Raw genomic sequence first — 26,527 nt, 5'->3', positions numbered from 1 at the left:
GTTTGGCGAAAGCGGTCTTTTTGCAAGGGGCTTTGATGCGCCATGTGGCGGTGATGTCGCTGACCTCATCTGTGGGGTTGATGGCGATCTTTGCGGTCGATTTTGTCGATATGATCTTCATTTCGATGCTGGGCAACAAAGCGCTGGCTGCGGCGGTGGGCTATGCGGGCACGCTGTTGTTTTTCACCAATGCCTTCAACATCGGGCTGTCGATTTCGGCAGGCTCTCTGGTGGCGCGGGCGATTGGCGCGGATCAGCCGGACAGGGCGCGGGAATATGCCGCCTCCGTGGCGGTGCTGGGGGTGCTGATGGGGCTGGTGCTGCCTTTGGTGGTTCTGGGCAATCTGGCTCCGATCCTGAGCTGGCTCGGGGCGGAGGGGGACACGCTGGCGCTGGCGCAGCGCTATGTGCGGATTGTGATCCCCACGATGCCATTGATGTCGCTGGCGATGGTCGGCATGGCAGTCTTGCGCGCCCATGGAGATGCGCGGCGCTCGATGATGGGCACGGTCTTTGGTGGGGCGGTCAACGCCGCGCTGGATCCCCTCCTGATCTTTGGTCTGGGGCTGGGGCTTGATGGGGCGGCCTATGCCTCGGTCATGGCGCGGATCGTCATGTGCAGCTACGCCGTGGTAAGCGTGTGGCGGGTGCACAATGGATTTGCCCGTCCAGCGCTGCCTGTGCTGATGCGGGATGCGCGGGCGATTGCGGCCATTGCCGCCCCCGCTATTCTCACCAATGTGGCCTCACCTGTTGGCAATGCGATTGTCACGCGGGAGGTTGCGGTCTATGGCACCGATGCGGTGGCGGCGATGGCGGTGATTGGGCGTCTGATGCCGGTGGCTTTCGCGGTGGTCTTTGCGCTCTCTGGCGCGATTGGGCCCATTGTGGGTCAGAACTTCGGGGCCGGGCTGTTTGCGCGGGTGCGCGGCACGCTGGTGGCGGGGTTGCAGTTTCTGCTGGGCTATACGCTTCTGGCTGCCCTCATTCTCTTTGTGGCGCGTCAGATGATTGCCGATGTGTTTGAGGCCAGCGGTGAGATGCGGACTTTGATCTATCTGTTCTGCGGGCCTTTGGCGTTGATGCAGTTTTTCAACGGGGTGATCTTTGTCTGTAATGCCTGTTTCAACAATCTCGGCCATCCGATCTATTCCACTTATGTGAACTGGGGGCGGCACAGTTTGGGCACCTATCCCTTTGTGATCGCAGGCGGCGCGATTTGGGGGGCTTCTGGTGTGCTGATGGGGCAGGCTGTGGGGGGCGCGTTCTTTGCGCTGGCCGCGTTGCTGCTCGCGATGAAGACCATCCGCAAGATCAGCGCGCCCGAACCGGTGGATCCCTTTGCCAAAGACAGCACATTGCATCACGTCAGTGGGCGGCGGAACTGGTAGTCGGGCGCGGCAGCTTCGGCGTTAGCGCGGCAGTTGTGCGGCGTCCTGTGCGAGGGCCTCGATCTGATCCCAAGCGCCCGCGTTCATGAGGTCTGCGGGGGCGACCCAGCTGCCACCGGCACAGACCACATTGGCCAGCTTGAGATAGTCCGGCGCATTCTGAGAATTGACGCCGCCGGTGGGGCAGAAGCTGATCTGGGGCAGGGGGCTGGCCAAAGACCCGAGGAACTTTGCGCCGCCTGCGGCCTCAGCCGGAAAGAACTTCAGCATGTCATAGCCGCGCTCAAGCAGGGCCATGGCTTCGCTTGCGGAGGCCGCGCCGGGCAAGAGCGGCAGCCCTTCGGCTTCGCAGGCCTGCAACAGCGCGTCAGTTGCCCCCGGAGAGACCCCAAAGGTGGCCCCGGCGGCTTTCGCCGCTTTGACATCTTCTGGTGTGAGCAGCGTGCCTGCGCCAACCATGCCGCCCGGCACGTCTGACATGGCGCGAATGACATCCAGCGCGGCTGGGGTGCGCAGGGTGACTTCCAATGCGGGCAGCCCGCCCGCCACCAATGCCTGCGCCAGAGGTTTGGCATGGGCGACATCCTTTACAACCAGAACCGGCACAATCGGCGCGGCGTTGCAGATTTCACGGGCGCGCAGGCTGGCCTCTTTGGGGGAGATTGGCATCAGTAAGATCCTTCAAAAATGGAGGCGCCGGTTGTGGCAGCGCCCACGGCATTGCGGAACGCGGCAAAGAGTTCGCGGCCCGTGCCCGCCTCATAGGCGGAGAGATCGGCGCTGACAGGAGGGCGGTCTGTGACGCCTTCGGTCAGAATGGTGAGCGCCCCACCTTCGGCATCCACCCGCAGGATGTCGCCATCTTTAAGCTGGGCAATTGGCCCGCCATCCAGCGCTTCTGGGCTGACATGGATTGCGGCGGGAATTTTACCTGAGGCCCCGGACATGCGCCCATCGGTGACAAAGGCCACTTTTTGCCCGCGGCCCTGCATGATGGACATGAGAGGTGTCAGGCTGTGCAGCTCGGGCATGCCATTGGCTTTGGGGCCCTGAAAGCGCACCACGATGATCACATCTTCGGTCAGCTCTCCCGCCTGAAAGGCCGCTTTGACCTCATCCTGATCATGGAACACCCGTACCGGGGCCTCGACAAAGCGGTGCTGGGGGGCGACGGCGGAGATTTTCATAACGGCGGTGCCAAGATTGCCGGTCAGGCGGGCCAAGCCGCCGGTAGGCTGGAACGGATCATGGGCGGGACGCACAATTTTTTCGTTGAGCGAGGTTGTGGTGCCGGGCTGCCAGGACAGCGCGCCATCAATCAACTTGGGCTCTTGCGTGTAATGCGCCAGGCCATCGCCTGCGATGGTTTTTGTGTCAGGATGCAGCAGGTTGGCGGAGAGCAACTCTCCGATCATGTAGCCGAGCCCGCCAGCGGCGTGGAAGTGGTTCACATCGGCCAGACCGTTGGGATAGACGCGTGCCAAGAGAGGGGTGACGTCAGAGAGTTCGGCAAAATCTTCCCATGTGAGCACCACACCGCCTGCGCGGGCCATGGCGATCAGATGGATCAGAAGGTTGGTTGAGCCACCAGTGGCATTGAGACCGATCATGCCATTCACAAAGGCTTTTTCATCCAGAATGTCACAGGTGGGCGTATAGCTGTTGCCTAAGGCAGACAGGGAAAGCGCGCGGCGGGCGCCTTCTGCGGTGAGGGCATCGCGCAGGTCCGTGTTGGGTGAGACAAAGCTGGCACCGGGCAGATGCAGGCCCATAAATTCCATCAGCATCTGGTTTGTGTTCGCCGTACCATAAAATGTGCAGGTGCCGGGACCGTGGTAGGCGGCCATTTCTGATGCCATGAGTTCGGCGCGGTCGGCTTCACCGGCGGCAAAACGCTGGCGGACTTTGGCTTTCTCATCATTGGATATGCCGGAGCTCATCGGGCCTGCTGGCAGGAAGACCGCAGGCAGATGGCCGAAACTCTGTGCCGCAATCACAAGGCCGGGCACAATCTTGTCACAGACGCCCAGATAGACCGAGGCGTCAAAGGTATTGTGACTGAGCGCGACACCTGCGGCGAGGGCAATCACATCGCGTGAAAACAGCGACAGCTCCATGCCCGCTTCGCCCTGCGTGACGCCATCACACATGGCGGGCACGCCGCCAGCCACCTGTGCCGTGCCGCCAGCCGCGCGCACAGCGTCGCGGATCACGTTGGGATAGCGTTCAAAGGGCTGATGGGCGGACAGCATGTCATTGTAGGCCGTGATAATGCCGAGATTTCCAGCGGATCCGGTGGCCAGCGCAGCTTGATCTTCCCCTGCGCCTGCGTAGGCGTGGGCCTGTCCTGAGCAACTCAGGTGGGCGCGGGCTGGGCCTTTGCTGGCCGCTTGTGACATGCGCTCCAGATAGGCATCCCGATGCGGTTTGCTGCGTGCGATGATGCGCGCGGTGACTTTTTCAACGGTTGGGTGGAGCGGCATCAGGGCCATCCTTCCTATTTTGAGCGTCGAGGCAGGGGGTTAGTCGCCAATGGGGCGCCAGCGGCGGCCGCCCTGATGCATCAGCATCAGCGCTTCTTCGGGGCCGGAGCTGCCGGGATCATAGGGCATAGGGCGTTGGCTGGCCTCTTCCCATGCGGCAATCATCGGATCGGCCCAGGCCCAGGCCGCTTCGACTTCGTCGCCGCGCATGAAGAGCGTTTGGTCGCCGCGGATCACATCCATCACCAGACGTTCATAGGCATCCTGCGAGGTGAGATCCTTGCCCAGCGCATCGGCAAAGGACATGTCCATCGCCACCTCGGTGAGCCGCATGCCGCCGGGGCCGGGCTCTTTGATGGTGGTGCGCAGGGTAATGCCTTCGTCTGGTTGCAGGCGGATGATCAGCGCGTTGCCTTTGCGCCCTTCCATCTTATTGGGGAAGATGTTGTGGGGCGGATCTTTGAAGATTACGGCAATTTCGGACACGCGGTCGCGCAGGTGTTTGCCGGTGCGCAGATAAAACGGTGTGCTGGCCCAGCGCCAGTTGCCGACGGTGAGCTTCATGGCGATGAAGCTTTCTGTGCGGCTGTCGGGGTTTTCCACATCGTCAAAATAACTTTGGTTGTCTCGTCCGGCGCGGTACTGGCCGCGGACAATGTCCCGCAGGGGCACCGGATCCAGCGCTTCGATCACCTTCACTTTTTCATCGCGCACCGAGTTGGGCGTGAATTTGGAGGGCGGCTCCATGGCAATCAGACAGAGCAGCTGCATCAGGTGGTTTTGCACCATGTCGCGCATCGCACCGGATTGATCATAGTAGCCGCCACGCCCGGCCACGCCGAGGCTTTCGGCCACGGTGATTTGGACGTGGTCAATGTGGGTGGCGTTCCAGAGCGGTTCAAACAGGGAGTTGGCAAAGCGCAGGGCCATGAGGTTCTGCACGGTTTCTTTGCCGAGGTAGTGGTCGATCCGGTAGATCTGTGCCTCATCAAAATGGCGCAGCAGATCGCGGTTGAGGGCACGGGCGCTTTCCAGATCGTGACCAAAGGGTTTTTCGACCACGATCCGGCTTTGCGGTGTGGCGATGGCATGGGTGCTGAGCCGTTCGGCAATGGCCCCAAAAAGTGCAGGGGAGACCGAGAGATAGAAGGTGCGGATCGTATCGGGGCGCAGGATTTTTTGCAGAGCGTCCCAGCCGATGTCGCCGGTGACGTCGATATGCACATAGTCGAGCCGTTGTAAAAAGGCGTCGAGCTGATCTTGCGGGCGCAGGTCTGGGGCAACGAATTCTGCGATGGCTGCGCCGACCAATGTGCGGAACTCGGCACTCTCCATTTCTGAGCGCGCCGAGCCGATGATTTTGGCATCAGATGGCATTTGTCCCGCGCGAAAGCGGTGGAAGAGGCCGGGCAGAATTTTGCGCCGGGCCAGATCCCCGGTGGCGCCAAAAATCACAAGATCAAAAGGCTCTACCGGAATAACGCGCGCGACCATCTGTGTTTATCCTTTCAAAAGGGCGCCCATGCGGCGGCCGGTGTCGAGCATGCGGTTGGAGAACCCCCACTCGTTGTCATACCAGCTTACCACACGCACCAGCCCGTCGTCTGTGACGCTGGTCTGTGCCGGGGCAAAAACAGAAGAATGCGGATCATGATTGAAGTCAGCGGAGACCAACGGCGCCTCTTCATATCCCAGCACCCCTTTTAGAGGACCTTCGGCGGCGGCTTTGATGGCAGCATTAACGTCTTCTGCGGTGGCCTCTTTGGCTGGCACAAACACCAGATCCACCATGGAGACATTGGCGGTGGGCACACGGATTGCGGAGCCTTCAAGCTTGCCTTTCAGATGTGGCAACACAAGGGAGATCGCGCGGGCGGCCCCGGTGGAGGTGGGGATCATCGAGAGCGCGGCGGCGCGGGCGCGGTAGAGATCCTTGTGGTTGGTATCATGGGTGGGCTGATCGCCAGTATAGGCGTGGATCGTGGTCATATAGCCGGTTTTGAGGCCAAAGGCATCGTCGAGCACCTTGGCCACCGGGGCCAGGCAGTTGGTGGTGCAGGAGGCGTTGGAAACGATGATGTCCTCAGCCGTCAGCGTGTCATCATTGACGCCAAACACCACGGTTTTGTCGGCGTCTTTGCCGGGAGCGGAGATCAGCACGCGCTTTGCCCCGGATTTCAAAAGCAACTCGGCCTTGTCTTTGGCGGTGAAAATACCGGTGCATTCATAGGCCACATCCACATCAGACCATGGCAGGTCCTGCGGGTCGCGGATGGCGGTGAGGCGGATGGTCTGACCGGCCACTTTCATCACGTCGCCTTCCAGAGTGACATCGGCATTCAGGCGGCCATGCACGCTGTCGTACTTCAGCAGGTGCAGCAGGTGATCATTGGGGGAGAGGTCGTTGATGGCGACGACTTCGATATCATTTGCGCCGCTCTCAATCAGGGCCCGCAGGACGCCGCGCCCGATGCGGCCAAACCCGTTGATGGCAATCTTGGTGGTCATGTGTCTTTCTCCAACAGCAATAGTCTGCGCTTTTCGATCGTGTCGCCGATAGCGCCACCGTTAGCGCTATCGGTATAGCGGATCCGGATTGAAATCAAGAGGCCTGTTGTCTGGTTTAATTTGTCGCTTTGGGGTTGCTTTTGGGCAGGGTTGTGTCAGACGATCTGACCATGGGAAAAAAGCTGCTGCTGAAAGACATAGCCAAGTTGGCCGGGGTCAGCGAAATGACCGCCTCACGCGCCATGCGCGGGGCGCAGGACGTCTCCGAAGCCACACGCCAGAAGGTTGAAAAGATTGCGCGCGAGGTGGGCTATGTGCCGAATCGCATTGCCGGGGCTCTGGCCTCCAAGACGGTGAACCTTGTCGGAGTGGTGGTGCCGAGTCTGAATTCCTCGGTATTTCCGGAGGTCTTGTCTGGCATCAGCTCCACACTGAAGGCGACGCCTTTGAAGCCGGTGATTGGTGTGACTGGTTATGATCTTCTGGAAGAAGAGGAAGTGATCCGCGAGATGCTGAGCTGGCGGCCCACGGGTGTTGTGGTGGCGGGGCTTGAGCACAATGAGGCGGCGCGCACCATGTTGGCCAATGCGGATTGTCCGGTGGTGGAAGTCATGGATGTGGATGGCACGCCGGTGAAACACTGTGTGGGGATTTCGCATCTGGAAGCGGGGCGCGACATGGCGCGGACGATCCTAAAGGCGGGATATCGGCGCATCGGTTTTATTGGCACAAAGATGCCGCAGGATTACCGTGCGGAAAAGCGCTTCAAGGGATTTGTCGAGGCTCTGGCAGCGGAGGGGCTCTCTCTGGCTGATCAGGAGCTTTACTCCGGTGTGTCCTCGATTGAGACGGGGCATAAGCTGACCGAGCTTTTACTGGCACGGACGCCGGATCTTGAGTGCATCTATTTTTCGAGCGATGTGCTGAGCGTTGGGGCCTATATGCATTGTCTGTCAAAGGGGATTTCGGTGCCCGGTGATCTGGCTTTGGCGGGCTTCAACAATCTGGAGCTGTTGCGCGGGTTGCCTTTGACTTTGGCCACAACCGATGCGCATCGCTTCCAAATTGGGCAGAAGGCTGCGGAAATCATTCTGGAAAGTCAAAGCGGCGAGCGCCCGGCGCAGGTGGTGACGTTGCAGCCGGAGGTGACGACGGGACAGTCGCTCTGAGATCGCGCCGCTTGGCTTGGGTTCAGGCGGCGTCTTTGAGAGACTGAGCGACCATCTGGGCCACCTGTGGCCAGGTGCCAAGGGGCGGCAGTAAGTCTCCTGAAAACGCCGCTTTGGTCAGAGCTTCGGGAATGTCTTCGCGGCAATGATCCCCTTCGAGCGCAAAAAAGGGCAGGCAGAGGGTCTGTGGCGGCAGGTCTCGCGCAGCCTCCTCCACAAAGGGGGCCTCTTCGACAAAACCCACCGAGATGGGAAGATCGGGCAGTTGGGCGGCCAGTGCGGCCTCGAACGCATTGGCGGATTCTGCGGCTTTGGGGCCTTTGGCAGAGCCATGCGCCGCCAGCAGCAGGCGGCTTTCGCTCAGGGCCCAGCCCCGTGCTGTCAGGGCATCTTTCACCAATTGCGCGGCAAAACCCGGCAGGTTCGGGTCAAAGCCCAACGGGGGGAGAATGGTCACCTCAGCGCCGTTCAGGCGACGCGGCAGGACTTTGCCCACAAACCAACCATCTGCCATGAACATGGGGAAAACCGGCGCGTTGGGAGGCAGCGCAGCCGCTTCGCGTTCCAAGGCTTCGGGCATGGCCAAAGTGGCTGCCCGAATGGTCCAGTCCGGCAGGTGTTTGCGCACGGCTTCTGCGAACCCCATGAGCCAGAGCTCTGGCGGCACGGGGGCAGAAGGCTGGCCGTGGGCCACGATGAGAGCCTCACGGCTCATGCAGCAGGCTCTTGGAATGCGGCGGCGAGGGCGGCGGGCAGGTCAAATTCGGCCAGCACGCGCGCGCGGCCTGCATCAGACATTTTGCGTGCGGTTTTCACAACGATATCGAGCACTTTCTCTTCGGGGTGCTTGGCGGCAAAGGGCGCAAAATACCATTTCAGGAAGACAAAACAGATGATGTCTTCAAGCGCCTGCACTTCGGCGTTGCGCTTCAGACCCTCTTTGCGCAGCATAGTCCCGGCCGCGACGATGTCTTCTTCGTCATAGCCCGCTTCCGACATGAGATCAGAAACGCGGTTGGCATGGTGAATGCCCAGCTCACGGCGCCATTTCAGATAGCCTGCGCGGCCCTCGGGGAAATCGGCCCGTTTGAGCACCCAGCGTTCGATGTGTTGACCGCGTGCAGCGATCTGAAGGGCCTCGGATGCCTCGGGAAAGAGGCGGTTGGCCTCTTGTGTCATACGGCTACCATAGAGCAGCGCTTCGGGCTGGCCATCTTCGATATTTGGATCTTTGGCGTTGGCGGTATCTATGGCGTCCAATACGGATTGAAGGCGTGTCATGGCTGGCTCCGGGCTGCGGTGTTTTGAGCGATTTTAGGCAGCAAGCTGCTGTCGGGAAAGGGGATATTCTACGTCGGCGCGGGATGGATGTTTTCAGGATACGTCAGGCATCGGGGTTTGGTGCATTTTGTAGCGCTTTTTGCAGGTGTTCCAAATCGAGAGGTTTGTGCAGCAGCGGGGCCTGAAGCCTCTGGCACAGGGCGGTGACCTCCGGATCGCGATTGGCAGTGATCACACAGGCCGGTAGCGGGCCATATAGCGCACGTAGCACAGAGATCAGATCGGTGCCGGTGGCACCGTTTTCAAGCTGATAATCGGCCAGAACCACATCCGGGGCGATGTCGATTTCGCGCAGCAGATCAAGCGCTTCTACGTCGCTGCCACAGGAGAGCACCTCCGCGCCCCAGTTTTCCAAGGTCATGGTGATGGCTTCGCGCAGTTCAGCATCATTTTCCACAAGCAGGATGATGCGATGGGCCAGTGGCGTGCGGTCGGGGGGCACAGGGGGCAGGGACGGGTTGGGGGCGGCTGGGGCGCAGGCCAGCGGCAGGGTGACGCAAAAGCGGGTGCCGCGACCGGGATCAGATTGCAGGGACAGCGGATGATCCAGCAGGCGGCAGGCGCGCTCGACAATGGCCAGACCGAGCCCAAGGCCTTCGGCGGGGCTGGCGGGGGCATGGATGCGGTGGAACTCGTCAAAGACTTTCGTCTGTTGATCCAGCGCGATGCCGGGGCCGGTGTCCCAGATCTCCACAGTGACGCAATCGCCGCGCCGTCGGGTGCCGATGAGCACACGCCCCTGATCGGTGTAGCGCAGGGCGTTGGCGATCAGGTTTTGCAGGATGCGGCGCAGATAGGTGGCGTCAGACTGTACTGTGATGTCTGGCGCGCGCAGGTCAAAGCGGAGATTCTTGTCGCGTGCGGCGGGCGCGAATTCATCATGCAGCTGACGCAGTAAAACACCCAGCGGGATCTGGGCGCGATGCACGGCGGCGCGGCCTGAATCAAGCCGGGAGATGTCCAGCAGAGCGCCGAGAATGTCTTCCACGCTTTGCAGCGCGCTGCTGGCTTTGGCGAGACGATCGCGGTGTTCGTCATTGTCCAGATCGCTGTCCAGTGCCGCCATATAGAGTTTGGCGGCGGAGAGCGGCTGTAACAGATCATGGCTGGCGGCGGCCACGAAGCGGGATTTGGAGGCATTGGCGCGTTCTGCGTCTGCCAGCGCGTCGCGCAGCTCCAGCGTGCGATCCTGCACCCGGCGTTCCAGCGTTTCATTGACCTGAGAAATGGCGCGCAGGGCGCGGCGTTCGGTGGTGATGTCTGTGAAGGAAATCACAAATCCCCCATCCGGCATGGTCTGCGCAAAGACCGCCAGAATGCGATCTGCGCCCAGTTCCACCTCGAATGTGAGCGCGGCGCGGGCGCGGGTTTGAGAGGCCCATGTGCAGAGCGCCTCCGCATCCGCAGCACTTTGAAAGGCGAGTTTGCGGGAGAGCTGTTCGAAGATCGTGGCAAAGGGCAGACCGAGGCGGAAGCGGCGCAGGGGAATGGACAGAAGCTCCCCAAGGCGCCGGTTCCAGCCCACCAGACGGGCTTCGCGGTCAAAGATACCAACGCCCTGTTTGAGGTGTTCGAGCGTGGCTTTGATCAGGCGGGCCTGATCATCAAGCAGGCGTTCGCGTTCCTGCCGCTCAATCAGCATCATGTCGGTGACATCGGTCTGAAGCACCACGGTGCCGCCATCCGGTGTGCGGTGCTCAGAGACCTGAAGCCAGCGGTCCCCGGCCATGCGGGCGTTGAACACCACATGCTGTTCGCGGTGGCGCGTCATGCGGCGATCCTGCCACTCTTGGGGCGTGGTGCCATCGGGCAGCTCCAGAAACGGGCTTTGGGAGACGATGCGCACATAGTCGGCAAAGGGCAGGCCCGGTTTGAAGAGGTGGTGCACGTCGCGCATATGTTTGCCAAACCGCGTGTTGCAGAGCACGAGCGTTTCATTGGCATCAAAGAGTGCAAAACCCTCCTGTACGGTTTCAATGGCATTGGCGAGATTGGCACGGGCGGCCTGTGCTTCGGCATTGGCGCGCGCCAGAGAGGCGTTGGAGGTGTTCAAAAGATCGAGCGCATGCTCCAGCTCCAGCGTGCGGGCGCGCACCTCCTCTTCGAGGCGCACGGCACGTTCAAACTGGGCATAGGCGACACCGGTGGTGTCTGGGCGGGCCTCGGCGCGGCGCATGAGTGTGCCCACGATGGTGAGCAGTTTGGCGTTTTGTCGCTCCAGCGTGTCTTTGGGATCCACAAGGGCGCGGGCTTCCATGGATTAGCCCTCCTGTGGGGGGTAGATGGCGACGCCGGTGAAGGTGTGGTTCACATGCATCGAGTTGACCTGTTCGCCATATGTGGAGAAGCCCACCACACGGTGTTTTACCAGCACGCGGGAGATGTCATTGGTGAGCTGTTTCTGCGTGGCTTCCACGCGGCGCAGCAGGCAATCGCAGCCGAGTATAAGCGCGGGCGCGTGTTTGCTTGAAAGGCTGGCCAGCTCACGATCCAGATGCGCCACCATATCATCTGGTTCCGCCAGAGACAGCACAACGCCTTCGTCTATCGCGGAAAAGAAAACCAGATCGCCATTGTCGGCCACTTTTTGAATGGCGCGCACGTGGGTTTGGTCGCCGATGCGCACAACCACCGGATGGGCGGCGAAGGTGAAGGTGGAGAGCTGCTCGGGGTCTTTACCCAGCAGGCGGGCATATTCGCGGGCGGCGGGTTCAGCGTTGATTTCCTGCACCAGGCGCTTGGCGGGATCTGCGGCGGTGACGACCATGCGGGTTTCCGTGGGTTGCAGGTGATCGGTTTTGAACACATGCACGGGACAGCGGGACCGGATCTGCACCAGAACAGCGGCATTTTCATGGAAGCGGCCGCCATGCAGCACATAGGTCTGACCAAAGGCGTCGCCATCTCCGGCGGAGCCGCCAAACAGTGGCACGGGGCCAAGGCCCATGGCCAGATCCGCGGCCAGCGCGTCTTCGCGCATCGACAGGCCATCCACCATGAGAAAGGCAAATTCGGAGGTCCAGCGCGGATGGCTTTCGGCCAAGGCTGTGCGGTTGTGGATCATCGTTGTGATCCGATCCTGCGCGCGGATGTCGTTCAGATCCTCAATGAGCAGGGTTTTGGTGGCGAAATGACTGGAGGGCAGGCCTATGGCCACAATCTCGCCTTCGGTGTAGCCTGTTTCGCCCAGCTCGCCTGCGGTGGTGCAGCCCACGACCTCGGTGGCTGTGACGTGGCGCCTAAGTCCGGTGATCAGTGCAGGCAGATCGGTTTGGGGCGAGACAAAGAGAATGATCAGCGCCAGGGGATCCGGCCCAAGTGTCGCCGCCAGTTGAGCAAGTGCATCGGCGTGGTCTGCGGCGACAAAACCGCGGCGCACGATGTCTTTGGTTGTGAATGGCGTGCTGGCATCCATGCTGGCAAACTCCTCCCGCGGCCTCTCCTTTGACCGCTGAGGGTAGAGTAGGCGCGCTAGCCGTTGCTGCGCAAGTGCTCCTCAAAGCTGGCCTCTTTGGCAATCAATACGGCCTGTGTGCGGCTATGAACGCCCAGCTTGCGCATGATGGCTGTGACATGGGCTTTGACTGTGGTTTCCGCAATGGTCAGTTCAAAGGCAATTTGCTTATTGAGTTTGCCTTCGCAGATCAGATCAAGAATGCGCGCCTGTTGTGCGGTCAGGGATGCGAGGCGGGCCACAGCATCTTGCGTGGCATCCTCAGTGTCGGGCGTAGGCATATGACCTTCTGGCAGGAAAGTCGCGCCGCTTGCCAGCGTATCCAGAGCACGGCGGAACATATCACGCTGGCTGTGTTTGGGGACAAAGCCTGCGGCACCGGCCTGAAGCGCGGCATTGATGGTGCGGCTGTCGGCCATGGAAGAGACAACAAGGATCTTGGCTGGGGTGGCTTTGCGCAGGCGGATCAACCCGTCAAACCCATTCACGTCCGGCAGATTGAGATCCAGCACCACCACGTCTGGGGTGGCCTTGGTTTCCAGAGCGGTCAGGGCTTCGGCCAGACAGGGCGCAGTGGCGATCTCGGTGATTGGGGAGACCGCCTGAAGGGTCATGACCAAAGCGTCGCAAAACAGCGGATGATCATCCACGACCAGCGCGCTGGTGAACCGATTGGGGGGCAAGGAAGCGTGAACGGTAGCCATGGTCCAACCGTAACAGAGCCTGCGGGGAGGCCAAGGGGGTCAAAGGTCGTATCATGGGACTTTGCTGGAAATGCGAGCTTGTGACTAAAGGGAGGCGGGGAGTTGCCGAAAGGATGCCGCAGGCTTTGTGTAAAAGACGTTTCGTGCTTAGGTAGAGAGAACGCCCGATTGCGGGTGCAACGCAGGAGCAGAGATATGGCACGTATGCGTATGGGAACGATTAGACGGACTGTCGGCTTGGCCGCAGGGCTTGTGGTTTTGAGCGTCGGCGGGGCCTTGGCGGAGTTTCAGACCTTAGAGGGCAGCGTCAGCTACCGCGAGAAGATCGCCCTGCATCCGGAGGCTTTGGTTGAGATCACGCTTGAAGATGTGAGTAAAATGGATGTGGCCGCCACGGTATTGGCGCATCAGACTGTGCGCCCGCAGGGGCAGGTGCCTGTTGATTTTGCGCTGCGCTACGATGACCGCATGGTGGTGGACAGCGGGCGCTATTCCGTGCGGGCGGTGATCCGGCTCGGAGAGGATGTGCTGTGGCGCAGCACGCGCAGCTTTGCAGCGCTGACACAGGATGCGCCAGAACAGGTAGATGTCATGGTGGAACGTGTCAGGTTGGATGCCCCTTCGGCTCTGACCACGGGGGCGTGGCTTGTGGTGCGGATAAACGGCGAGGATGTGGCGGGTGATCGCCTGCCTCAAATGGAATTTGGCGAGGATGGTCGCGTCAGTGGCACGAGCGGATGCAACCGTTTCAACGGCAGCTATACGGCCAAGGGCAGCGCGCTTGAGTTCGGCCCGTTGGCGAGCACGCGAATGGCCTGTCCCGGGGCGCTGGGCGCACAGGAAATGGCGTTTTTTCAGGCGCTAGAGGCGGTGGTTGGCCATGCGGTGCAGGATGGGCATACCGTCTTTGTGGATGCGGAAGGCACAGCCGTGATCAAGCTTCTGGCACAGTGATCGGTCACAGAGATTTGGCGCCAGATCAAGTGCGGTGCGCGGGGTTGGGGTGATCCAAATCAAGGTGATTTTTGAGGCGCTGTGTCAGGGAGGACAGGATCACATCAAAGGACCAGAACAAAGGAGAGTCCCATGTTGCGTCTGTCGTTGATCCTGCATCTGTTTATCGGTTCCACACTTGCCGGCGTCGGCGTGATTGCGGCGCTTGTGTCAGGCTATGACACGGCCATGGGATTGGCCTGTGCCGCGCTGATCGGTTTTTTGGTGGCGTTCCCAGTGAGCTACAAAGTGGCGCAGGCGCTTTACGCGCGCTGATCCATATCCAGCCAGGTCTTGACAGAGGCCACAAACTCTCGCGGTTTTTCCGCATGCAGCCAATGGCCCGCGCCTGTGATCTTCGCAAAGCGGGCCTTGGGGAATTTTTCCCGGATCACCGGGCGGTGCGCATGGGTAACATAGTCGGACTGCGCGCCGCTCAGAAACAGGGTGGGACCGTCAAAGTGGCCAGCCACCTCCGGAAAGCCCAAAACATTGGGCATGTCCCGTTCCAGCACATCCAGATTGAGCCGCCAGCGCATTTCTTTGAGATCCAGTGACTGGGTGAAGAAGGTTTGCAAGGTAGGATCGTCCAGCGTGTCAGCAAGTTGGGCGATGGCATCTGAACGTTTGTTGACTTTGGTCAGATCCACGGCGCGCATGGCTTCGATGTTGCGGTTCTGATCATGGCCATAGGTCACCGGCGCAATGTCTGCCACGATCAGGCGGTTGACCAGCTCAGGCTGGGTGAGCGCCAGCAGCATGGAGGCTTTGCCGCCCATGGAATGCCCCAGCACATCCATAGGGACTGGCTTGAGGCGCATCTGCGCGTCGATCACCTCTGCGAGATCGGCGGCCATGCCTTCATAGGTGTGGCTGTCCTGCCAGGGGCTGAGACCATGGTTGCGCAGATCCACGCAGACCACCCGGCGCTCTGTGGCCAGCCGTTTCGCCACGGCACCCCAGTTGCGGCCGGAGCCAAACAGCCCATGCACAATGAGAAGATCAGGTTGGTCAGTGGCGGTGCCGTGTTCGATCAAGTTCAACATGGTGCCGTGATAGCGCGGTGCGTGCGCGGGGGCCAGAGTTGTGCGTTGCAAATCCCGCAATGAGACGCCTAAATGACCTTATGACAGCGGATCTGGACATTGATACAAAAGTGGCGCGGCTTTTGCTGTTGGCGCGGCAGAAATTTGGTGTGCGGGCAAAGTCGCTGGAGCGGGCGATGCGCAAGATCGGGCGTCGTGTGCCAGCGCGGTTGCATCGTCAGGCCAAGGTGATCAGCACGGCGCAGCGGCTGAGCGTACATCCCAAGCTGCGAATGCAGGTTGATGCGGCGGCTGTGACGCTGGCTTTTGAAGAGATCGAACGCCATCTGGCCGCCATAGATGTGCGGGCGCGGCGTATGGATCGGCTGTTGGATGTGCTAGGGTCTGTGAGTTTCAACCTGATCGCTTTGACTGCGCTGTTGATGATTTTTCTCCGCTGGCGGGGGCTGGTCTGACGGCCCAATGCCAAGCGTTCAGGCGGGCTGGCGCGGACAGTCCCACAGAATGGTCGGAGCGCCGATGAAGCGGCCCATGCGGGTCAGTTCGGCATCCAGCTTGCGCGCCCGTGCCTCCGTCCATCGCACAGAGGTCTCGCGCCAGAGGTTTTTCACCATGATTTCGCCGGATTTTCGGTTGGCTTTGGCTTCGAGGCGCCCGACAAGCCGATCGCCTTCCAGCAGTGGGTAGACATAGTAGCCCCATTGTCGCTTAGCGGCAGGAACAAAGATTTCAATGCGATAGTCAAACCCAAAGAGCTGTGACAGCCGGTTTCGGTCCCGGATCAGGGGATCAAACGGGTTGAGGATGCGCAGGCGAGATGTGGGGGCAGAGGTGTTGGCGAGGGTTTTGGCAATATCGGGCGGGGCGAGCATGGGGCGCCAGTCGCCCTGCGCAGTTTCGATTTCCACCTCGATCAGTGAAGTATTGGCGATCCAGCTGCGCACATCGGCGGTGTCCACGGCCTCCCAGAAACGCTTGATGTCGCCGGTCGTAGCAAACCCAAGCCGGGCGAGCGCGGCATTGCAAAGCCATGAGATCTGCTCTTGTGCGGGTATGTCGATGGCGCGGACTTCCGCAGGGATCACCCGCTCTGGCAGATTGTAGAATTTCTTGAAGTTGTGGCGAAAGCAGGTGGCCAATTCCCCCGCGTACCACATGTAGTCCAGCGCGCGTTTGTGTGGGGGGCGGGCCCACATTTCCTTGGGGCCGTCAACTTTGGTGTCAAAGGCTTCGGTGGAAAGCGCCCCCTGCGCCGCGATGCGGTCTTTGATGTTCAGATCTGTGCAATCCTCCATGGCCTGTGCATACCAGCCTTTGGCGTCCATCCGCGCTTTGCGGCGGGCAAATTGCGCGCGCCAATAGGGGTAGGTTTCGATGGGTAAAACCGAGGCATCATGGGTGAAATGCTCAAACACGGCGCGCTCTTTGGCCAGAAGGTGGTCAAGCATGGGCTCGCGGTAGTTCTGATTGCGCGACCACAGAATATGGTGATGGGCACGGGAGAGCACCTGAATGCTGTCGAGCTGCACAAACCCGAGCGCCTGAATGGTGGCGCGCGGATCTGCCGGGCCGGTTGGGGGCTTAGACAGCCCCTGTTTGGACAGCCACAGATGGCGCGCGGCACGGTTTGATATCTGCAAGCTCATGGGGGCAGCCTAGCGCAGAGGTGAGAACATTTAAAGAACAAATGCGCGGGGGCAGGCTCAGCTGTGCTGAGCCGGGCCCAAGGCTTTGCGGCTTCAGCTGTGCTGAAGTGTCAAAGGCGCGGGAGTGTTTGTGTGTGATCCCCATCAAGCCGTCGCATGGAGCCATTTGGCAAAGCGGCGCAGGCGGGGGCTGTCTCGGCCGTTAACTGTGAGCACATGATAGCCAAGCCCTTCGGTGGGGAGGGCACAGAGACAGGTCAGCGCGCCCGTGCCCACATCGCGTTCCACCAGCGAGCGTGGATGCACCGAGACCCCAAGGCCGGCCAGCGTGGCAGAGAGCACAAGTTCATTGCTGTCCAGCACGGTGATGTTGACCCGATCCAGATCAAGCCCGGCTTCTTTCACAACCCGTCGCCATTCCATGAGATGCGGCTCCATCAGCCAGGGCAGGCTTTCGGCCTCCTGCAACGTCTGTGTCCCATGGGCATGCAACAGCTCGGGCTGAGCCACCACCCAGAACTCTCCGGCGGTCAAAGGCGTGCTTTGGACGCCGGGCCAGTCGCCATTGCCAAAGCGGATCGCCATGTCAAACCCGTCCCGTTTCAGATCCACAAGAGCAATGCTGGGGGTGATGGCCACGGGAATGTCTGGATGGGCCTGCCAGAAGGCGCCGATGCGCGGCATGAGCCAGTTCATGGCAAAGGAGGGGGTCACGCTCAGGGCAAGAGGGCGGTTTTCCTGTCTTTGCCGCAGGCTGTGCACCGCATCAGACAGGATGCCAAAGCCTTCATTGAGCTGGTTTGCGAGCTGTTGTCCGGCCTCGGTCGGGGCCACACCTCGGCCTGCACGAAACAGCAGGCTTTGTCCAAACTCCGCCTCCAGATGGCGCACATGTTGGGCAATGGCCGCGTGGGTCACATTCAACTCGCGGGCGGCGGCGCTGAGGCTCTTGTGGCGCGCGGCGGCCTCAAAGGCGCGCAGAGCAGACAGAGAGGGCAGTGCGGACCAATCCATATGAAACCTCAACTTACATTTCAGAAATCATATTGAATCACATGTGGGCGCAAAGTCCAGAACAATAGGTGCATGGTATCAATGTAGAGGATCACGGTATGTTGGGAATTCTTTCAAGTTCAATCCGAGTGGCCACACGAGAGGAGCGCTGGGCGCCAGAGACGCGTGCGGCGGCTTCGCCTGCGCCGCTCTCACAGACGCCGCAGGATATGCGCGCCCGCGATGCGGGGCGTTCGTCTTGGCCGTGGTCACGCGCACGGGGTGGCGTCTGAGCCTAGGAGGCGGGTTTCTGCCATTCCATGATGTGCAGATAGGGCGCGCGGTTGTAGGTTTCTGCCCGCGCGCCGCCGGATGCGCGCGGCTCATCAAAATGGATGAGCTGAAATCCCGCAGAGAGCAGGGCCTGCATGTAGAAGGCTTGGGGGCGGTGCCAATTCTGAATGCGAATCCCGCTCCATTCTGCCCAGCTCGGGAAACTGTCCAGATAGCGATCCATTGTGAGCGTTGTTGTGCCATCCGCGTTTTTCACGGGGGTCCCTTTGCTTTGGCAAGCGGTGGTGAAGCTGTTGAGATTGGCAATGAGCAAGCGCCCGCCGGGGCGTAGAACGCGGTGCGTTTCGCGTAGGGCCGCTGGGATATCGGGAATGTCGATCAGTGTCAGGTAGCTGACGACCATATCGAACTGAGCCTCGGAGAAGGGCAGATCTTCGGCTTTGGCCACATGGTAGCTGGCCTGACCGCGCGAACGGGCATGTGCCACCAGGGATTCCGTTGGATCAATGCCCACAACCGTCTGCACCGCTGACGCGAGACGCCGGCAAAAGCGCCCTTCACCACAGCCCAAGTCCAACACCGATTGAGCCCCAGAGGCGACAACGCGCGCCTGCATCGGCGCATCCAGTACAAACTCCCGACTGAAATCTCCTGTTTCTCCCATGCTGGCGATCCAGGCAGAGGCAGAGGTCTCCCATCCATCATTCATCGTTTGTCTTACGTCCTGTTTGTGGCGCGATGCCTGTTCCCAAAGGGATGTCACAAAAGCAAAGACCGCCGCTGGGATGTCCAGCGGCGGCCTGCAAAAATATAAAATCCGAAAGTTACAGGTTCGGATACATTGGGAAGCGGGCGCAGAGGGCCGCCACTTTGGCTTTGACAGCCTCTTCCACAGCGCCGTTGCCCTCTTCGCCATTGGCGGCAAGGCCATCGACCACTTCAACAATCATGTCAGCAATCGCGCGGAACTCTTCTTCGCCAAAGCCACGGGTGGTGCCGGCTGGGGTGCCCAGACGGATGCCGGAGGTGACCATTGGTTTTTCAGGGTCAAACGGAATGCCGTTTTTGTTGCAGGTGATGTGCGCGCGGCCCAGTGCTTTTTCGGTGGCGTTGCCTTTCACGCCTTTGGGGCGCAGGTCGACCAGCATCACATGGGTGTCGGTGCCACCGGTGACGATGTCCAGACCACCTTTGACCAGTTGGTCGGCCAGCGCCACGGCGTTTGCACGCACCTGCTTCTGGTACTCTTTGAACTCTGGGCGCAGGGCCTCGCCAAAGGCCACGGCCTTACCTGCGATCACATGCATCAGGGGGCCGCCCTGAATGCCGGGGAAGATCGCGGAGTTCACCTTCTTGGCGATGGCTTCATCGTTGGTCACGATCATGCCGCCGCGTGGACCGCGCAGAGTTTTGTGGGTCGTGGTGGTGGCAACATCCGCATAGGGGAACGGGGAGGGGTGCTCGCCTGCGGCAACCAGACCGGCGAAGTGCGCCATGTCGACCATCAGATATGCGCCTACGGAATCAGCGATTTCGCGGAACTTGGCGAAGTCGATCTGACGTGGAATGGCAGAGCCGCCAGCGATGATCAGCTTGGGTTTGTGCTCATTGGCCAGCGCCTGAACCTGATCGTAGTCCAGCAGGCTGTCTTCTTTGCGCACACCATATTGCACGGCGTTGAACCATTTGCCGGATTGGTTTGGCTTAGCACCGTGGGTCAGGTGGCCACCGGCGTCCAGAGACATGCCGAGGATGGTGTCGCCGGGCTGCAGCAGGGCGGTGAAGACACCCTGGTTGGCTTGGGAGCCGGAGTTTGGCTGCACGTTGGCAAATTCCACACCGAAGAGTTCTTTTGCGCGGTCGATGGCGAGATTTTCTGCCACATCCACAAACTGGCACCCGCCATAGTAGCGGCGGCCTGGGTAGCCTTCGGCGTATTTGTTGGTCAGCACAGAGCCCTGCGCTTCCATCACGGCGGCGGAAACGATGTTCTCGGAGGCGATCAGTTCGATCTCGTCGCGCTGGCGGCCCAGCTCATCTGTGATCGAGCCAAACAGTTCAGGGTCGCGGGAGGCGAGGGTTTCGGTGAAAAAACCGGCATCACGGGTCGTGGTCATGGGCATCTAGCTCCTGATGAGAGGTTCGCGTTGGATGTTTCCTAATGGAAACACAAGGGGGGTGAAAGGTCCCAAAGCGACGCAACGCCTTGCCTGAGCGCCGCAGATGGTGCAGGGGATAAACATATGTCGCTATAGGAAACCTTTGGCGGAGCAGGGAAACTTGGCCGCTTGTCTGTAAGTGGGGACCGTGATGTCCGAGAGAATCGCCTTTATGGCCAGCAATGCGCCGGTGGCACAGACCGCGCGGGCGGCGCTGATCGGGCGCTATGGGGATGTGGCGCCGGAAAGTGCGGATGTGATTGTGGCGCTGGGCGGCGATGGCTTCATGCTGCACACGCTGCATGACACGCAGGAGCTTGAAGCGCCGGTCTATGGTATGAACCGGGGCACGGTGGGCTTTCTGATGAATGCCTATTCTGAAAGTGATCTGCTTGAACGTCTGGCAGCGGCAGAAGAAGAGACGCTGAACCCGCTGGCGATGCGGGCCACCTGTGTCAACAATTCGGTGCATGAGGCGCTGGCAATCAATGAGGTTTCGCTGTTGCGGGCGGGCTCACAGGCGGCCAAGCTGCGCATCAAGATTGACGGGCGTCTGCGCATGGAGGAGCTGGTCTGTGATGGCGCCTTGATCAGCACGCCTGCGGGATCGACCGCTTATAATTACTCTGCGCATGGGCCGATCCTGCCGATTGGCTCTGATGTCTTGGCTCTGACGGCGATTGCGCCATTTCGCCCGCGTCGCTGGCGTGGGGCACTTCTGCCCAAACAGGCCACGGTGCGCTTTGAAGTGCTGGAGGCGGACAAGCGTCCAGTGATGGCACATGCGGACAGTCGATCCATTGAACATGTGGCGGCGGTGGAGATCCTGTCGGATGATCGGATCGCTCACCGCATTCTGTTTGATCCGGGCCACGGTTTGGAAGAGCGATTGATCCGTGAGCAATTTGTCTGAATAGAAACAGAGAAAGCCGCGCCCAATCTGAGCGCGGCTTTTTTTGATTATGTATCAGATCCTGAGCGGAGGGCGGAGCAGCGCCCCGCCAGCCACTGGATCAGGCTTTGGCATAGCCGATGCTTTGCAGTGCCTCGGTGATCTCATCAAGGATGGCCGGATCATCGATCGTGGCGGGCATTTTCCATTCGGTGCCATCGGCGATGCTGACCATGGTGCCGCGCAGAATTTTGCCAGAGCGGGTTTTGGGCAGGCGATCCACCACAACGGCCAGTTTAAAGGCGGCCACCGGGCCGATCTTTTCACGCACCAGCTTGACCACTTCCTTGACCACCTCGGCATGGTCACGATCTGCGCCTGCGTTCAGGCAGAGGAAGCCCACAGGCATCTGGCCTTTGAGTTGATCTGCAACGCCGATAACGGCGCATTCTGCCACATCCGGGTGTCCGGCCAGCACTTCTTCCATGCCGCCGGTGGAGAGGCGGTGGCCCGCCACGTTGATGACGTCGTCGGTGCGCGCCATGATGTAGACATAGCCATCTTCATCAATCATGCCCGCATCGCCGGTTTCATAATAGCCGGGGAAGTTGGTCAGGTAGGATTTTTTGAAGCGGTCTTCTGCATTCCACAGGGTTGGCAGCGTGCCGGGAGGCAGCGGCAGTTTGCTGACAATGGCGCCAAGCTCTCCGGGAGGAAGCTCGTTGCCACCCTCATCCAGCACTTTCATGTCATAGCCGGGCATGGGCACGGAGGGGCTGCCGAGTTTGATCGGCAGGAGTTCGATCCCGACCGGGTTACAGATGGCGGGGTAGCCCAGCTCTGTCTGCCACCAGTGGTCGATGATGGGTTTTTGCAGCTGTTCCTGTGCCCAGATGATCGTATCCGGATCGGCGCGTTCCCCGGCGAGGAAGACCTGCTCCATGCAGGACATGTCATATTTTTTGACAAATTCGCCTTGCGGGTCTTCGCGTTTGACTGCGCGGAAGGCGGTGGGCGCGGTGAAGAAGGTTTTGACCTTATGCTCTGAAATCACGCGCCAGAAGGTGCCGGCATCCGGCGTGCCTACGGGCTTGCCTTCAAACACGATTGTGGTGTTGCCGTGGATCAGAGGCGCATAGGTGATGTAGCTGTGGCCCACCACCCAGCCCACATCCGACGCCGCCCAGAAGACGTCGCCGGGATCGACGTTGAAAACGTTTTTCATGGTCCAGTTCAGTGCAACCAGATGGCCTGCGGTATGACGTACCACGCCTTTGGGCTGACCGGTGGTGCCGGAGGTGTAAAGAATATAAGCGGGATGGTTGCCTTCGACTGGCACGCATTCAGCAGGTTCCACGCCATATTGGAAGCCATGCCAGTTTACATCCCGGCCTTCGATCAGTTGGGCCACTTCCTGTTCGCGCTGAAAAATCACGCAGAAGTCGGGTTTGTGAGTTGCCAGATCAATCGCGCCGTCCAACAGGGGTTTGTAGTGCACCACGCGGCCGGGCTCCAGACCGCAGGAGGCGGCGATGATGGCCTTGGGTTTCGCGTCGTCAATCCGCACCGCCAGTTCGTTGGAGGCAAAACCGCCAAAGACAACGGAATGGATTGCGCCGAGACGTGCGCAGGCCAGCATGGCTTCGAGAGCTTCTGGGATCATCGGCATATAGATGATGACACGGTCGCCCTTTTCCACACCCTTGGCGCGCAGTGCGCCTGCGAGAGAGGCGACGCGATTGCGCAGCTCTACATAGGAGATTTCCCGCTTGGAGTGGGTGATCGGGCTGTCGTGGATGATGGCGGTCTGTTCACCGCGACCGGCTTCGACGTGGCGATCCACGGCGTTCCAGCAGGTGTTGACCTTGGCATCGGAAAACCACTCGTAGAGATGGTCGCCTTTGTCAAACAGGGCCTTTGACGGAGCTGTGTCCCAGTCAATGGCCTCAGCGGCATTCATCCAAAAGGCTTCCGGATCATCTTTCCATGTCTGATAGACGTCCTGATACGTCATGGTGGCTCCTCCTCATTCTATAGCAAATGGATAAGGGAGCCTTTGCCAAGGCGGCAAGCCCCGTGGGCAAGACCTGTAAGAATATCGTAAATAAATTTGCAGGAAACTTTTCGTGCTTTCTGCAAATTTTTGCAAATCCCCAAATATCCCTCGTATTCGCGGGAAATTTTGCGAGTTTTGCAAATTAGCAAAGTTTGCAGCTCTGGGCGAGAGCTCTCTGAACGCTCGCGTGATTGTGTGGCGGTTGTGACCTTGGAAGTTGAGCCACTGGCCACAGGGCGCCGTAAGCTGTGGTATTGTGAAACGGGAAACGGTTGGGATGAGTTTATGGGACTGATGGATTTGCGCCAGATCAGGCGCGGTGTATGGGCGCTGCTTTGCTTGCTGGGAGGGGCGGTGGCTGCGCTTGCCGCGCCGGAGCGCTATGTGCTGGATAAGGAAAACAGCGTTGTGGGCTTCACCTACTATTTGAGTGATGCAGGTACGGAGGGGGTTATGCCAGTGGCCTCTGCGGATCTGTTGCTAGATTTGCAGGATGTGCGGCGGAGCAAGATTGACGTCACGCTGAGCCCGGCACAGGCGAAAGCTGGGTTTATCTTTGCCACTGAAGCGTTGAAAGGGGCGCGGGTGCTGGATGTGAGCAATCACCCCACCATTCGGTTTGTTGCTCGCGAAATCAGTGGCACCATCCATGGCGCGCAGGTGACGGGGGATTTGACGATACGCGGTGTGACGCGCCCGGTGACGCTGGCAGCGCAGCTGTTTCGTCAGCGCGGCACAGAGGCGGGGGATTTGAACAATCTGTCGATCCTTTTGACCGGGCAGTTGGACAGGCGGGTGTTTGGGGCGGTGGGCTATCCTGATCTGGTTGGCCCGAACATTGATCTGCGCATTCTGGCGCGGGTGACCAAAGACAGCCGCTGATGTTGGTGCATCGGGTGTTGATGGGCCTGAGAGTATAGAGGGCGCCTGCGCGGCGCCCTTTATGTTGTAAAAATTTTTGCTAAGGCTTCACCCGTAGTGGGTGACAGGAGAGCCCGCGATGGCGGCCATGTTGAGCAGGCCGCGTGTGGTGATTGAGGGGCTGACGATGTGGGCGCGGTTGCCCATGCCCATCAGGATTGGCCCCACTTCCAACGCGCCGGCCCGCATTTTCAGAATGTTGCGCACGCCTGAGGCGGCATCTGCATGGGCAAAGACCAGCACATTGGCTTCGCCCTCCAGGCGGGTGCGAGGGAAGATGCGTGCCCGCAGCTCCGGATCCAGCGCCGTGTCCACGTTCATTTCGCCCTCATAGGCAAAATCACGTGGCTTGCTGTCTAGAATTTCGATGGCTTCGCGCAGCCGTTTGCCGGAGCCGACGCGATGGTTGCCAAACTGGCTCTGGGAGCAGAGCGCGATTTTGGGCTCCAGACCAAAGCGGCGCACATGGCGGGCCGCGCCTTCGGCAATGCGGGCGATGTCCTCGGGGGAGGGCAGCTCATGCACCTGCGTGTCGGCGATAAACAGCGGGCCGTCTTCAAGGATCATCAGGGAGAGCGCGCCATGGGGGGAGAGGTTTTTATTGCCCAGAACCTGTTCCACATAATTCAGATGCCAGCGGTATTCTCCAAAGGTGCCACAGATCAGGCTATCGGCTTCTTCGCGGTGCACCATGATGGCGCCAATCGCGGTGGAATTCGTGCGCATGATGGCCTTTGCCAGATCCGGGGTGACGCCTTCGCGCTCCATCAGCTCGTGATAGCTGTTCCAGTAATCGAAATAGCGCGGATCGTTTTCCGGGTTCACAATCTGGAAGTCCTGACCGGGGCGGATGGCAAGGCCTGCGCGTTCGCAGCGGGCTTCGATCACCTCGGGGCGTCCAATCAGGATCGGGGTTTCCGTGGTTTCCTCCAGAATGGCCTGCGCTGCCCGCAGAACGCGCTCATCTTCGCCCTCGGAGAAGACAATGCGGCGGGAGGCTTTGCGGGCCGTTTCAAACACCGGGCGCATCAGCAGGGCGGATTTGAAGACCGACTGGTTGAGCGTATGCACATAGGCGTCGATGTCAGGGATGGGGCGGGTGGCAACACCGCTGTCCATGGCGGCCTGAGCCACAGCGGCGGAGACCACGCCGACCAGACGCGGGTCAAATGGTTTTGGAATAAGGTATTCTGCCCCAAAGGTGAGTTGCTCTCCCTTATAGGCGGCGGCCGCTTCGGCGGAGGTGGTGGCACGCGCGAGCTCGGCGATGCCGTTCACGCAGGCCACGCACATTTCGTCGTTGATTTCCGTCGCCCCAACATCCAGCGCGCCGCGGAAGATGAAAGGGAAGCAGAGCACGTTGTTGACCTGATTGGGGAAGTCAGAGCGACCTGTGGCGATGATCGCATCCGGGGCCACTTTGCGTGCCTCATCCGGCATGATCTCCGGGGTTGGATTGGCCAGCGCAAAGATGATCGGCTGCGCCGTCATTTTTGCGACCTGTTCGGGTTTCAGTACGCCGGGGCCTGAGAGGCCGAGGAACATATCCGCGCCGTCGATGACGTCGTCCAGTGTGCGCAGGTCAGAGGCTTGGGCAAACTCGGCTTTCTGCGGATTCATATCCTCTTCGCGGCCTTCATAGACCAGACCGTGAATGTCGCAGAGCCAGATATTTTCGCGCTTCACGCCCAGTTTTACCAGCATGTTCAGGCAGGCAATGCCCGCTGCACCGCCGCCGGTGGAGACAATTTTGATGTCTTCAAAGCGCTTGTTGGCCACGCGCAGGGCGTTGGTTGCGGCGGCGCCGACCACAATCGCCGTGCCGTGTTGATCGTCGTGGAACACCGGAATATTCATGCGTTCACGACAGATTTTTTCGACAATGAAGCAATCTGGGGCTTTGATGTCTTCGAGATTGATCGCGCCAAATGTCGGGCCCATGGCACAGACAATCTCTGCGAGCTTTTCGGGGTCTGCTTCGTCCAGTTCGATGTCAAAACAGTCGATATTGGCGAAATTCTTGAACAGAACCGCCTTACCTTCCATCACCGGTTTGGAGGCCAGAGCGCCGATATTGCCAAGGCCCAGCACGGCAGAGCCGTTGGACACCACGGCGACGAGGTTTTGACGCGCGGTGTAAAGTGCTGCGTTTGCGGGATCTTCTTTGATTTCGAGGCAGGCTTCGGCCACGCCGGGAGAGTAGGCGCGCGAGAGATCTCGGCCATTGGCCAGAGGTTTGGTGGCGCGGATCTCCAGTTTTCCGGGTTTAGGATGAGCGTGATAAAAAAGCGCCGCATCCCGCAGCGATTGATTGCGATTGTCCGACATTGGAGACCTCTGTGTGGCACTGTTGGTGCGGAAAAAAGAAATTAGTTCAGCTTTAAACCAGTTTTCATGCGGTGAAAACGCGGAATTCTGACGCAACGGCATTGGCTTGTATTTTTGACCGTTTGGTTACATTCTGTGGCGATCGAAAA

The 26,527-nt window shown here is 60.1% G+C and carries 23 protein-coding genes; 7 read left to right on the top strand and 16 right to left on the bottom strand.

All coding sequences use genetic code 11. From position 1 onward, the window contains the following. Window positions 1–2: 2 nt before the first annotated feature. On the top strand, window positions 3–1,391 hold the full coding sequence (locus J7382_RS13235; protein ID WP_247744992.1) for an MATE family efflux transporter: 1,389 nt from the start codon (window positions 3–5) through the stop codon (window positions 1,389–1,391). Window positions 1,392–1,412: 21 nt separating this feature from the next. Here the strand turns inward: J7382_RS13235 and eda are convergent, their stop codons facing one another. Genes eda through gap form a run of 4 tightly spaced genes read right to left on the bottom strand, consistent with a single transcriptional unit; the run spans window position 1,413 to window position 6,382 of the window. Then, window positions 1,413–2,060 carry a bifunctional 4-hydroxy-2-oxoglutarate aldolase/2-dehydro-3-deoxy-phosphogluconate aldolase gene (gene eda, locus J7382_RS13230; RefSeq protein ID WP_209069458.1) on the bottom strand — a complete coding sequence of 216 codons (648 nt, stop codon included), beginning with the start codon at window positions 2,058–2,060 and terminating at the stop codon, window positions 1,413–1,415. Further along, a complete protein-coding gene (gene edd / locus J7382_RS13225; RefSeq protein WP_209069457.1) occupies window positions 2,060–3,874 on the bottom strand; it encodes a phosphogluconate dehydratase in 1,815 nt (604 codons plus the stop codon). Before edd ends, eda begins: the two co-directional genes overlap by 1 nt. Window positions 3,875–3,913: 39 nt before the next feature. Further along, the gene (gene zwf / locus J7382_RS13220) at window positions 3,914–5,368 is read right to left on the bottom strand and encodes a glucose-6-phosphate dehydrogenase (protein ID WP_209069456.1); all 1,455 of its coding nucleotides are present in this window, start codon (window positions 5,366–5,368) and stop codon (window positions 3,914–3,916) included. A 6-nt stretch (window positions 5,369–5,374) separates the two neighbouring features. Then, the gene (gap, locus tag J7382_RS13215) at window positions 5,375–6,382 is read right to left on the bottom strand and encodes a type I glyceraldehyde-3-phosphate dehydrogenase (protein WP_209069455.1); all 1,008 of its coding nucleotides are present in this window, start codon (window positions 6,380–6,382) and stop codon (window positions 5,375–5,377) included. Window positions 6,383–6,552: 170 nt separating this feature from the next. Between gap and J7382_RS13210 the strand changes: the two genes are divergently transcribed. Next, complete coding sequence (locus J7382_RS13210; RefSeq protein ID WP_209069486.1) at window positions 6,553–7,551, top strand: LacI family DNA-binding transcriptional regulator; 999 nt, start codon at window positions 6,553–6,555, stop codon at window positions 7,549–7,551. A 22-nt stretch (window positions 7,552–7,573) separates the two neighbouring features. Here the strand turns inward: J7382_RS13210 and J7382_RS13205 are convergent, their stop codons facing one another. The 5 genes from J7382_RS13205 to J7382_RS13185 all read right to left on the bottom strand — a co-directional run bounded on the left by J7382_RS13205 (window position 7,574) and on the right by J7382_RS13185 (window position 13,050). Then, a complete protein-coding gene (locus tag J7382_RS13205; protein ID WP_209069454.1) occupies window positions 7,574–8,266 on the bottom strand; it encodes a CbiX/SirB N-terminal domain-containing protein in 693 nt (230 codons plus the stop codon). Continuing rightward, window positions 8,263–8,832 (bottom strand): DUF4202 domain-containing protein, encoded by a 570-nt coding sequence (locus J7382_RS13200; RefSeq protein WP_209069453.1) that lies wholly within the window; start codon window positions 8,830–8,832, stop codon window positions 8,263–8,265. The genes J7382_RS13205 and J7382_RS13200 overlap by 4 nt, the downstream gene beginning before the upstream one ends. Window positions 8,833–8,935: 103 nt before the next feature. Beyond that, on the bottom strand, window positions 8,936–11,149 hold the full coding sequence (locus J7382_RS13195; RefSeq protein WP_209069452.1) for a PAS-domain containing protein: 2,214 nt from the start codon (window positions 11,147–11,149) through the stop codon (window positions 8,936–8,938). Window positions 11,150–11,152: 3 nt separating this feature from the next. Beyond that, a complete protein-coding gene (locus J7382_RS13190) occupies window positions 11,153–12,307 on the bottom strand; it encodes an FIST N-terminal domain-containing protein (protein WP_209069451.1) in 1,155 nt (384 codons plus the stop codon). Between the two features lie 56 nt (window positions 12,308–12,363). Continuing rightward, the gene (locus J7382_RS13185; protein ID WP_209069450.1) at window positions 12,364–13,050 is read right to left on the bottom strand and encodes a response regulator transcription factor; all 687 of its coding nucleotides are present in this window, start codon (window positions 13,048–13,050) and stop codon (window positions 12,364–12,366) included. Window positions 13,051–13,245: 195 nt separating this feature from the next. On the opposite strand from J7382_RS13185, the gene J7382_RS13180 reads away from it, so the two are divergent. Both J7382_RS13180 and J7382_RS13175 read left to right on the top strand, forming a co-directional pair. Further along, complete coding sequence (locus J7382_RS13180) at window positions 13,246–14,004, top strand: META domain-containing protein (protein WP_209069449.1); 759 nt, start codon at window positions 13,246–13,248, stop codon at window positions 14,002–14,004. Between the two features lie 132 nt (window positions 14,005–14,136). Then, complete coding sequence (locus J7382_RS13175) at window positions 14,137–14,319, top strand: hypothetical protein (RefSeq protein ID WP_058241302.1); 183 nt, start codon at window positions 14,137–14,139, stop codon at window positions 14,317–14,319. Here the strand turns inward: J7382_RS13175 and J7382_RS13170 are convergent. Further along, window positions 14,307–15,089: an alpha/beta fold hydrolase gene (locus J7382_RS13170; RefSeq protein ID WP_209069448.1), complete on the bottom strand. Its 783-nt coding sequence runs from the start codon at window positions 15,087–15,089 to the stop codon at window positions 14,307–14,309. The two genes, J7382_RS13175 and J7382_RS13170, sit on opposite strands and share 13 nt — an antisense overlap. 59 nt (window positions 15,090–15,148) lie before the next feature. Here J7382_RS13170 and J7382_RS13165 point away from each other — a divergent pair, with 59 nt between their 5' ends. Beyond that, window positions 15,149–15,544 (top strand): hypothetical protein, encoded by a 396-nt coding sequence (locus J7382_RS13165; protein WP_144432628.1) that lies wholly within the window; start codon window positions 15,149–15,151, stop codon window positions 15,542–15,544. An 18-nt stretch (window positions 15,545–15,562) separates the two neighbouring features. On the opposite strand, the gene J7382_RS13160 is transcribed toward J7382_RS13165, so the two are convergent. From J7382_RS13160 to glyA, 4 genes are all read right to left on the bottom strand, one after another. Next, complete coding sequence (locus J7382_RS13160) at window positions 15,563–16,735, bottom strand: crosslink repair DNA glycosylase YcaQ family protein (RefSeq protein WP_209069447.1); 1,173 nt, start codon at window positions 16,733–16,735, stop codon at window positions 15,563–15,565. A gap of 144 nt (window positions 16,736–16,879) precedes the next feature. Further along, the gene (locus J7382_RS13155) at window positions 16,880–17,749 is read right to left on the bottom strand and encodes a LysR substrate-binding domain-containing protein (RefSeq protein WP_209069446.1); all 870 of its coding nucleotides are present in this window, start codon (window positions 17,747–17,749) and stop codon (window positions 16,880–16,882) included. A gap of 274 nt (window positions 17,750–18,023) precedes the next feature. Beyond that, window positions 18,024–18,731: a class I SAM-dependent methyltransferase gene (locus tag J7382_RS13150; protein ID WP_209069445.1), complete on the bottom strand. Its 708-nt coding sequence runs from the start codon at window positions 18,729–18,731 to the stop codon at window positions 18,024–18,026. Window positions 18,732–18,846: 115 nt separating this feature from the next. After that, the gene (gene glyA / locus J7382_RS13145; RefSeq protein WP_058241553.1) at window positions 18,847–20,139 is read right to left on the bottom strand and encodes a serine hydroxymethyltransferase; all 1,293 of its coding nucleotides are present in this window, start codon (window positions 20,137–20,139) and stop codon (window positions 18,847–18,849) included. A 193-nt stretch (window positions 20,140–20,332) separates the two neighbouring features. On the opposite strand from glyA, the gene J7382_RS13140 reads away from it, so the two are divergent. Next, a complete protein-coding gene (locus tag J7382_RS13140) occupies window positions 20,333–21,094 on the top strand; it encodes an NAD kinase (RefSeq protein ID WP_058241308.1) in 762 nt (253 codons plus the stop codon). Window positions 21,095–21,194: 100 nt separating this feature from the next. Here the strand turns inward: J7382_RS13140 and prpE are convergent, their stop codons facing one another. Then, window positions 21,195–23,087, bottom strand: a complete 1,893-nt coding sequence (prpE, locus tag J7382_RS13135) for a propionate-CoA ligase PrpE (RefSeq protein ID WP_209069444.1) — start codon at window positions 23,085–23,087, stop codon at window positions 21,195–21,197. A gap of 246 nt (window positions 23,088–23,333) precedes the next feature. Between prpE and J7382_RS13130 the strand changes: the two genes are divergently transcribed. Beyond that, complete coding sequence (locus J7382_RS13130; RefSeq protein WP_348540028.1) at window positions 23,334–24,011, top strand: YceI family protein; 678 nt, start codon at window positions 23,334–23,336, stop codon at window positions 24,009–24,011. Between the two features lie 87 nt (window positions 24,012–24,098). Here the strand turns inward: J7382_RS13130 and J7382_RS13125 are convergent, their stop codons facing one another. Then, entirely contained in the window at window positions 24,099–26,378 is a 2,280-nt protein-coding gene (locus J7382_RS13125; RefSeq protein ID WP_209069443.1) for an NADP-dependent malic enzyme, read from the bottom strand. Window positions 26,379–26,527: the final 149 nt, after the last annotated feature.

The organism is Shimia sp. R11_0, assembly GCF_017744035.1.
Taxonomy (GTDB): domain Bacteria; phylum Pseudomonadota; class Alphaproteobacteria; order Rhodobacterales; family Rhodobacteraceae; genus Shimia; species Shimia marina.
The sequence above is the reverse complement of the archived record's forward strand: the minus strand, read 5'-3'. Positions and strand labels throughout refer to the sequence as shown.

Coding starts and splice junctions, on each gene's coding strand:
- J7382_RS13200 (WP_209069453.1), bottom strand. CDS start 8,832: ATGACACGCCTTCAATCCGTATTGGACGCCATAGATACCGCCAACGCC.
- eda (WP_209069458.1), bottom strand. CDS start 2,060: ATGCCAATCTCCCCCAAAGAGGCCAGCCTGCGCGCCCGTGAAATCTGC.
- glyA (WP_058241553.1), bottom strand. CDS start 20,139: ATGACCACGACCCGTGATGCCGGTTTTTTCACCGAAACCCTCGCCTCC.
- edd (WP_209069457.1), bottom strand. CDS start 3,874: ATGCCGCTCCACCCAACCGTTGAAAAAGTCACCGCGCGCATCATCGCA.
- J7382_RS13160 (WP_209069447.1), bottom strand. CDS start 16,735: ATGAGCTTGCAGATATCAAACCGTGCCGCGCGCCATCTGTGGCTGTCC.
- J7382_RS13170 (WP_209069448.1), bottom strand. CDS start 15,089: ATGTTGAACTTGATCGAACACGGCACCGCCACTGACCAACCTGATCTT.
- zwf (WP_209069456.1), bottom strand. CDS start 5,368: ATGGTCGCGCGCGTTATTCCGGTAGAGCCTTTTGATCTTGTGATTTTT.
- prpE (WP_209069444.1), bottom strand. CDS start 23,087: ATGACGTATCAGGACGTCTATCAGACATGGAAAGATGATCCGGAAGCC.
- J7382_RS13180 (WP_209069449.1), top strand. CDS start 13,246: ATGGCACGTATGCGTATGGGAACGATTAGACGGACTGTCGGCTTGGCC.
- J7382_RS13205 (WP_209069454.1), bottom strand. CDS start 8,266: ATGAGCCGTGAGGCTCTCATCGTGGCCCACGGCCAGCCTTCTGCCCCC.
- J7382_RS13195 (WP_209069452.1), bottom strand. CDS start 11,149: ATGGAAGCCCGCGCCCTTGTGGATCCCAAAGACACGCTGGAGCGACAA.
- J7382_RS13125 (WP_209069443.1), bottom strand. CDS start 26,378: ATGTCGGACAATCGCAATCAATCGCTGCGGGATGCGGCGCTTTTTTAT.
- J7382_RS13155 (WP_209069446.1), bottom strand. CDS start 17,749: ATGGATTGGTCCGCACTGCCCTCTCTGTCTGCTCTGCGCGCCTTTGAG.
- J7382_RS13175 (WP_058241302.1), top strand. CDS start 14,137: ATGTTGCGTCTGTCGTTGATCCTGCATCTGTTTATCGGTTCCACACTT.
- J7382_RS13140 (WP_058241308.1), top strand. CDS start 20,333: ATGTCCGAGAGAATCGCCTTTATGGCCAGCAATGCGCCGGTGGCACAG.
- J7382_RS13190 (WP_209069451.1), bottom strand. CDS start 12,307: ATGGATGCCAGCACGCCATTCACAACCAAAGACATCGTGCGCCGCGGT.
- J7382_RS13150 (WP_209069445.1), bottom strand. CDS start 18,731: ATGAATGATGGATGGGAGACCTCTGCCTCTGCCTGGATCGCCAGCATG.
- J7382_RS13210 (WP_209069486.1), top strand. CDS start 6,553: ATGGGAAAAAAGCTGCTGCTGAAAGACATAGCCAAGTTGGCCGGGGTC.
- J7382_RS13165 (WP_144432628.1), top strand. CDS start 15,149: ATGAGACGCCTAAATGACCTTATGACAGCGGATCTGGACATTGATACA.
- gap (WP_209069455.1), bottom strand. CDS start 6,382: ATGACCACCAAGATTGCCATCAACGGGTTTGGCCGCATCGGGCGCGGC.
- J7382_RS13185 (WP_209069450.1), bottom strand. CDS start 13,050: ATGGCTACCGTTCACGCTTCCTTGCCCCCCAATCGGTTCACCAGCGCG.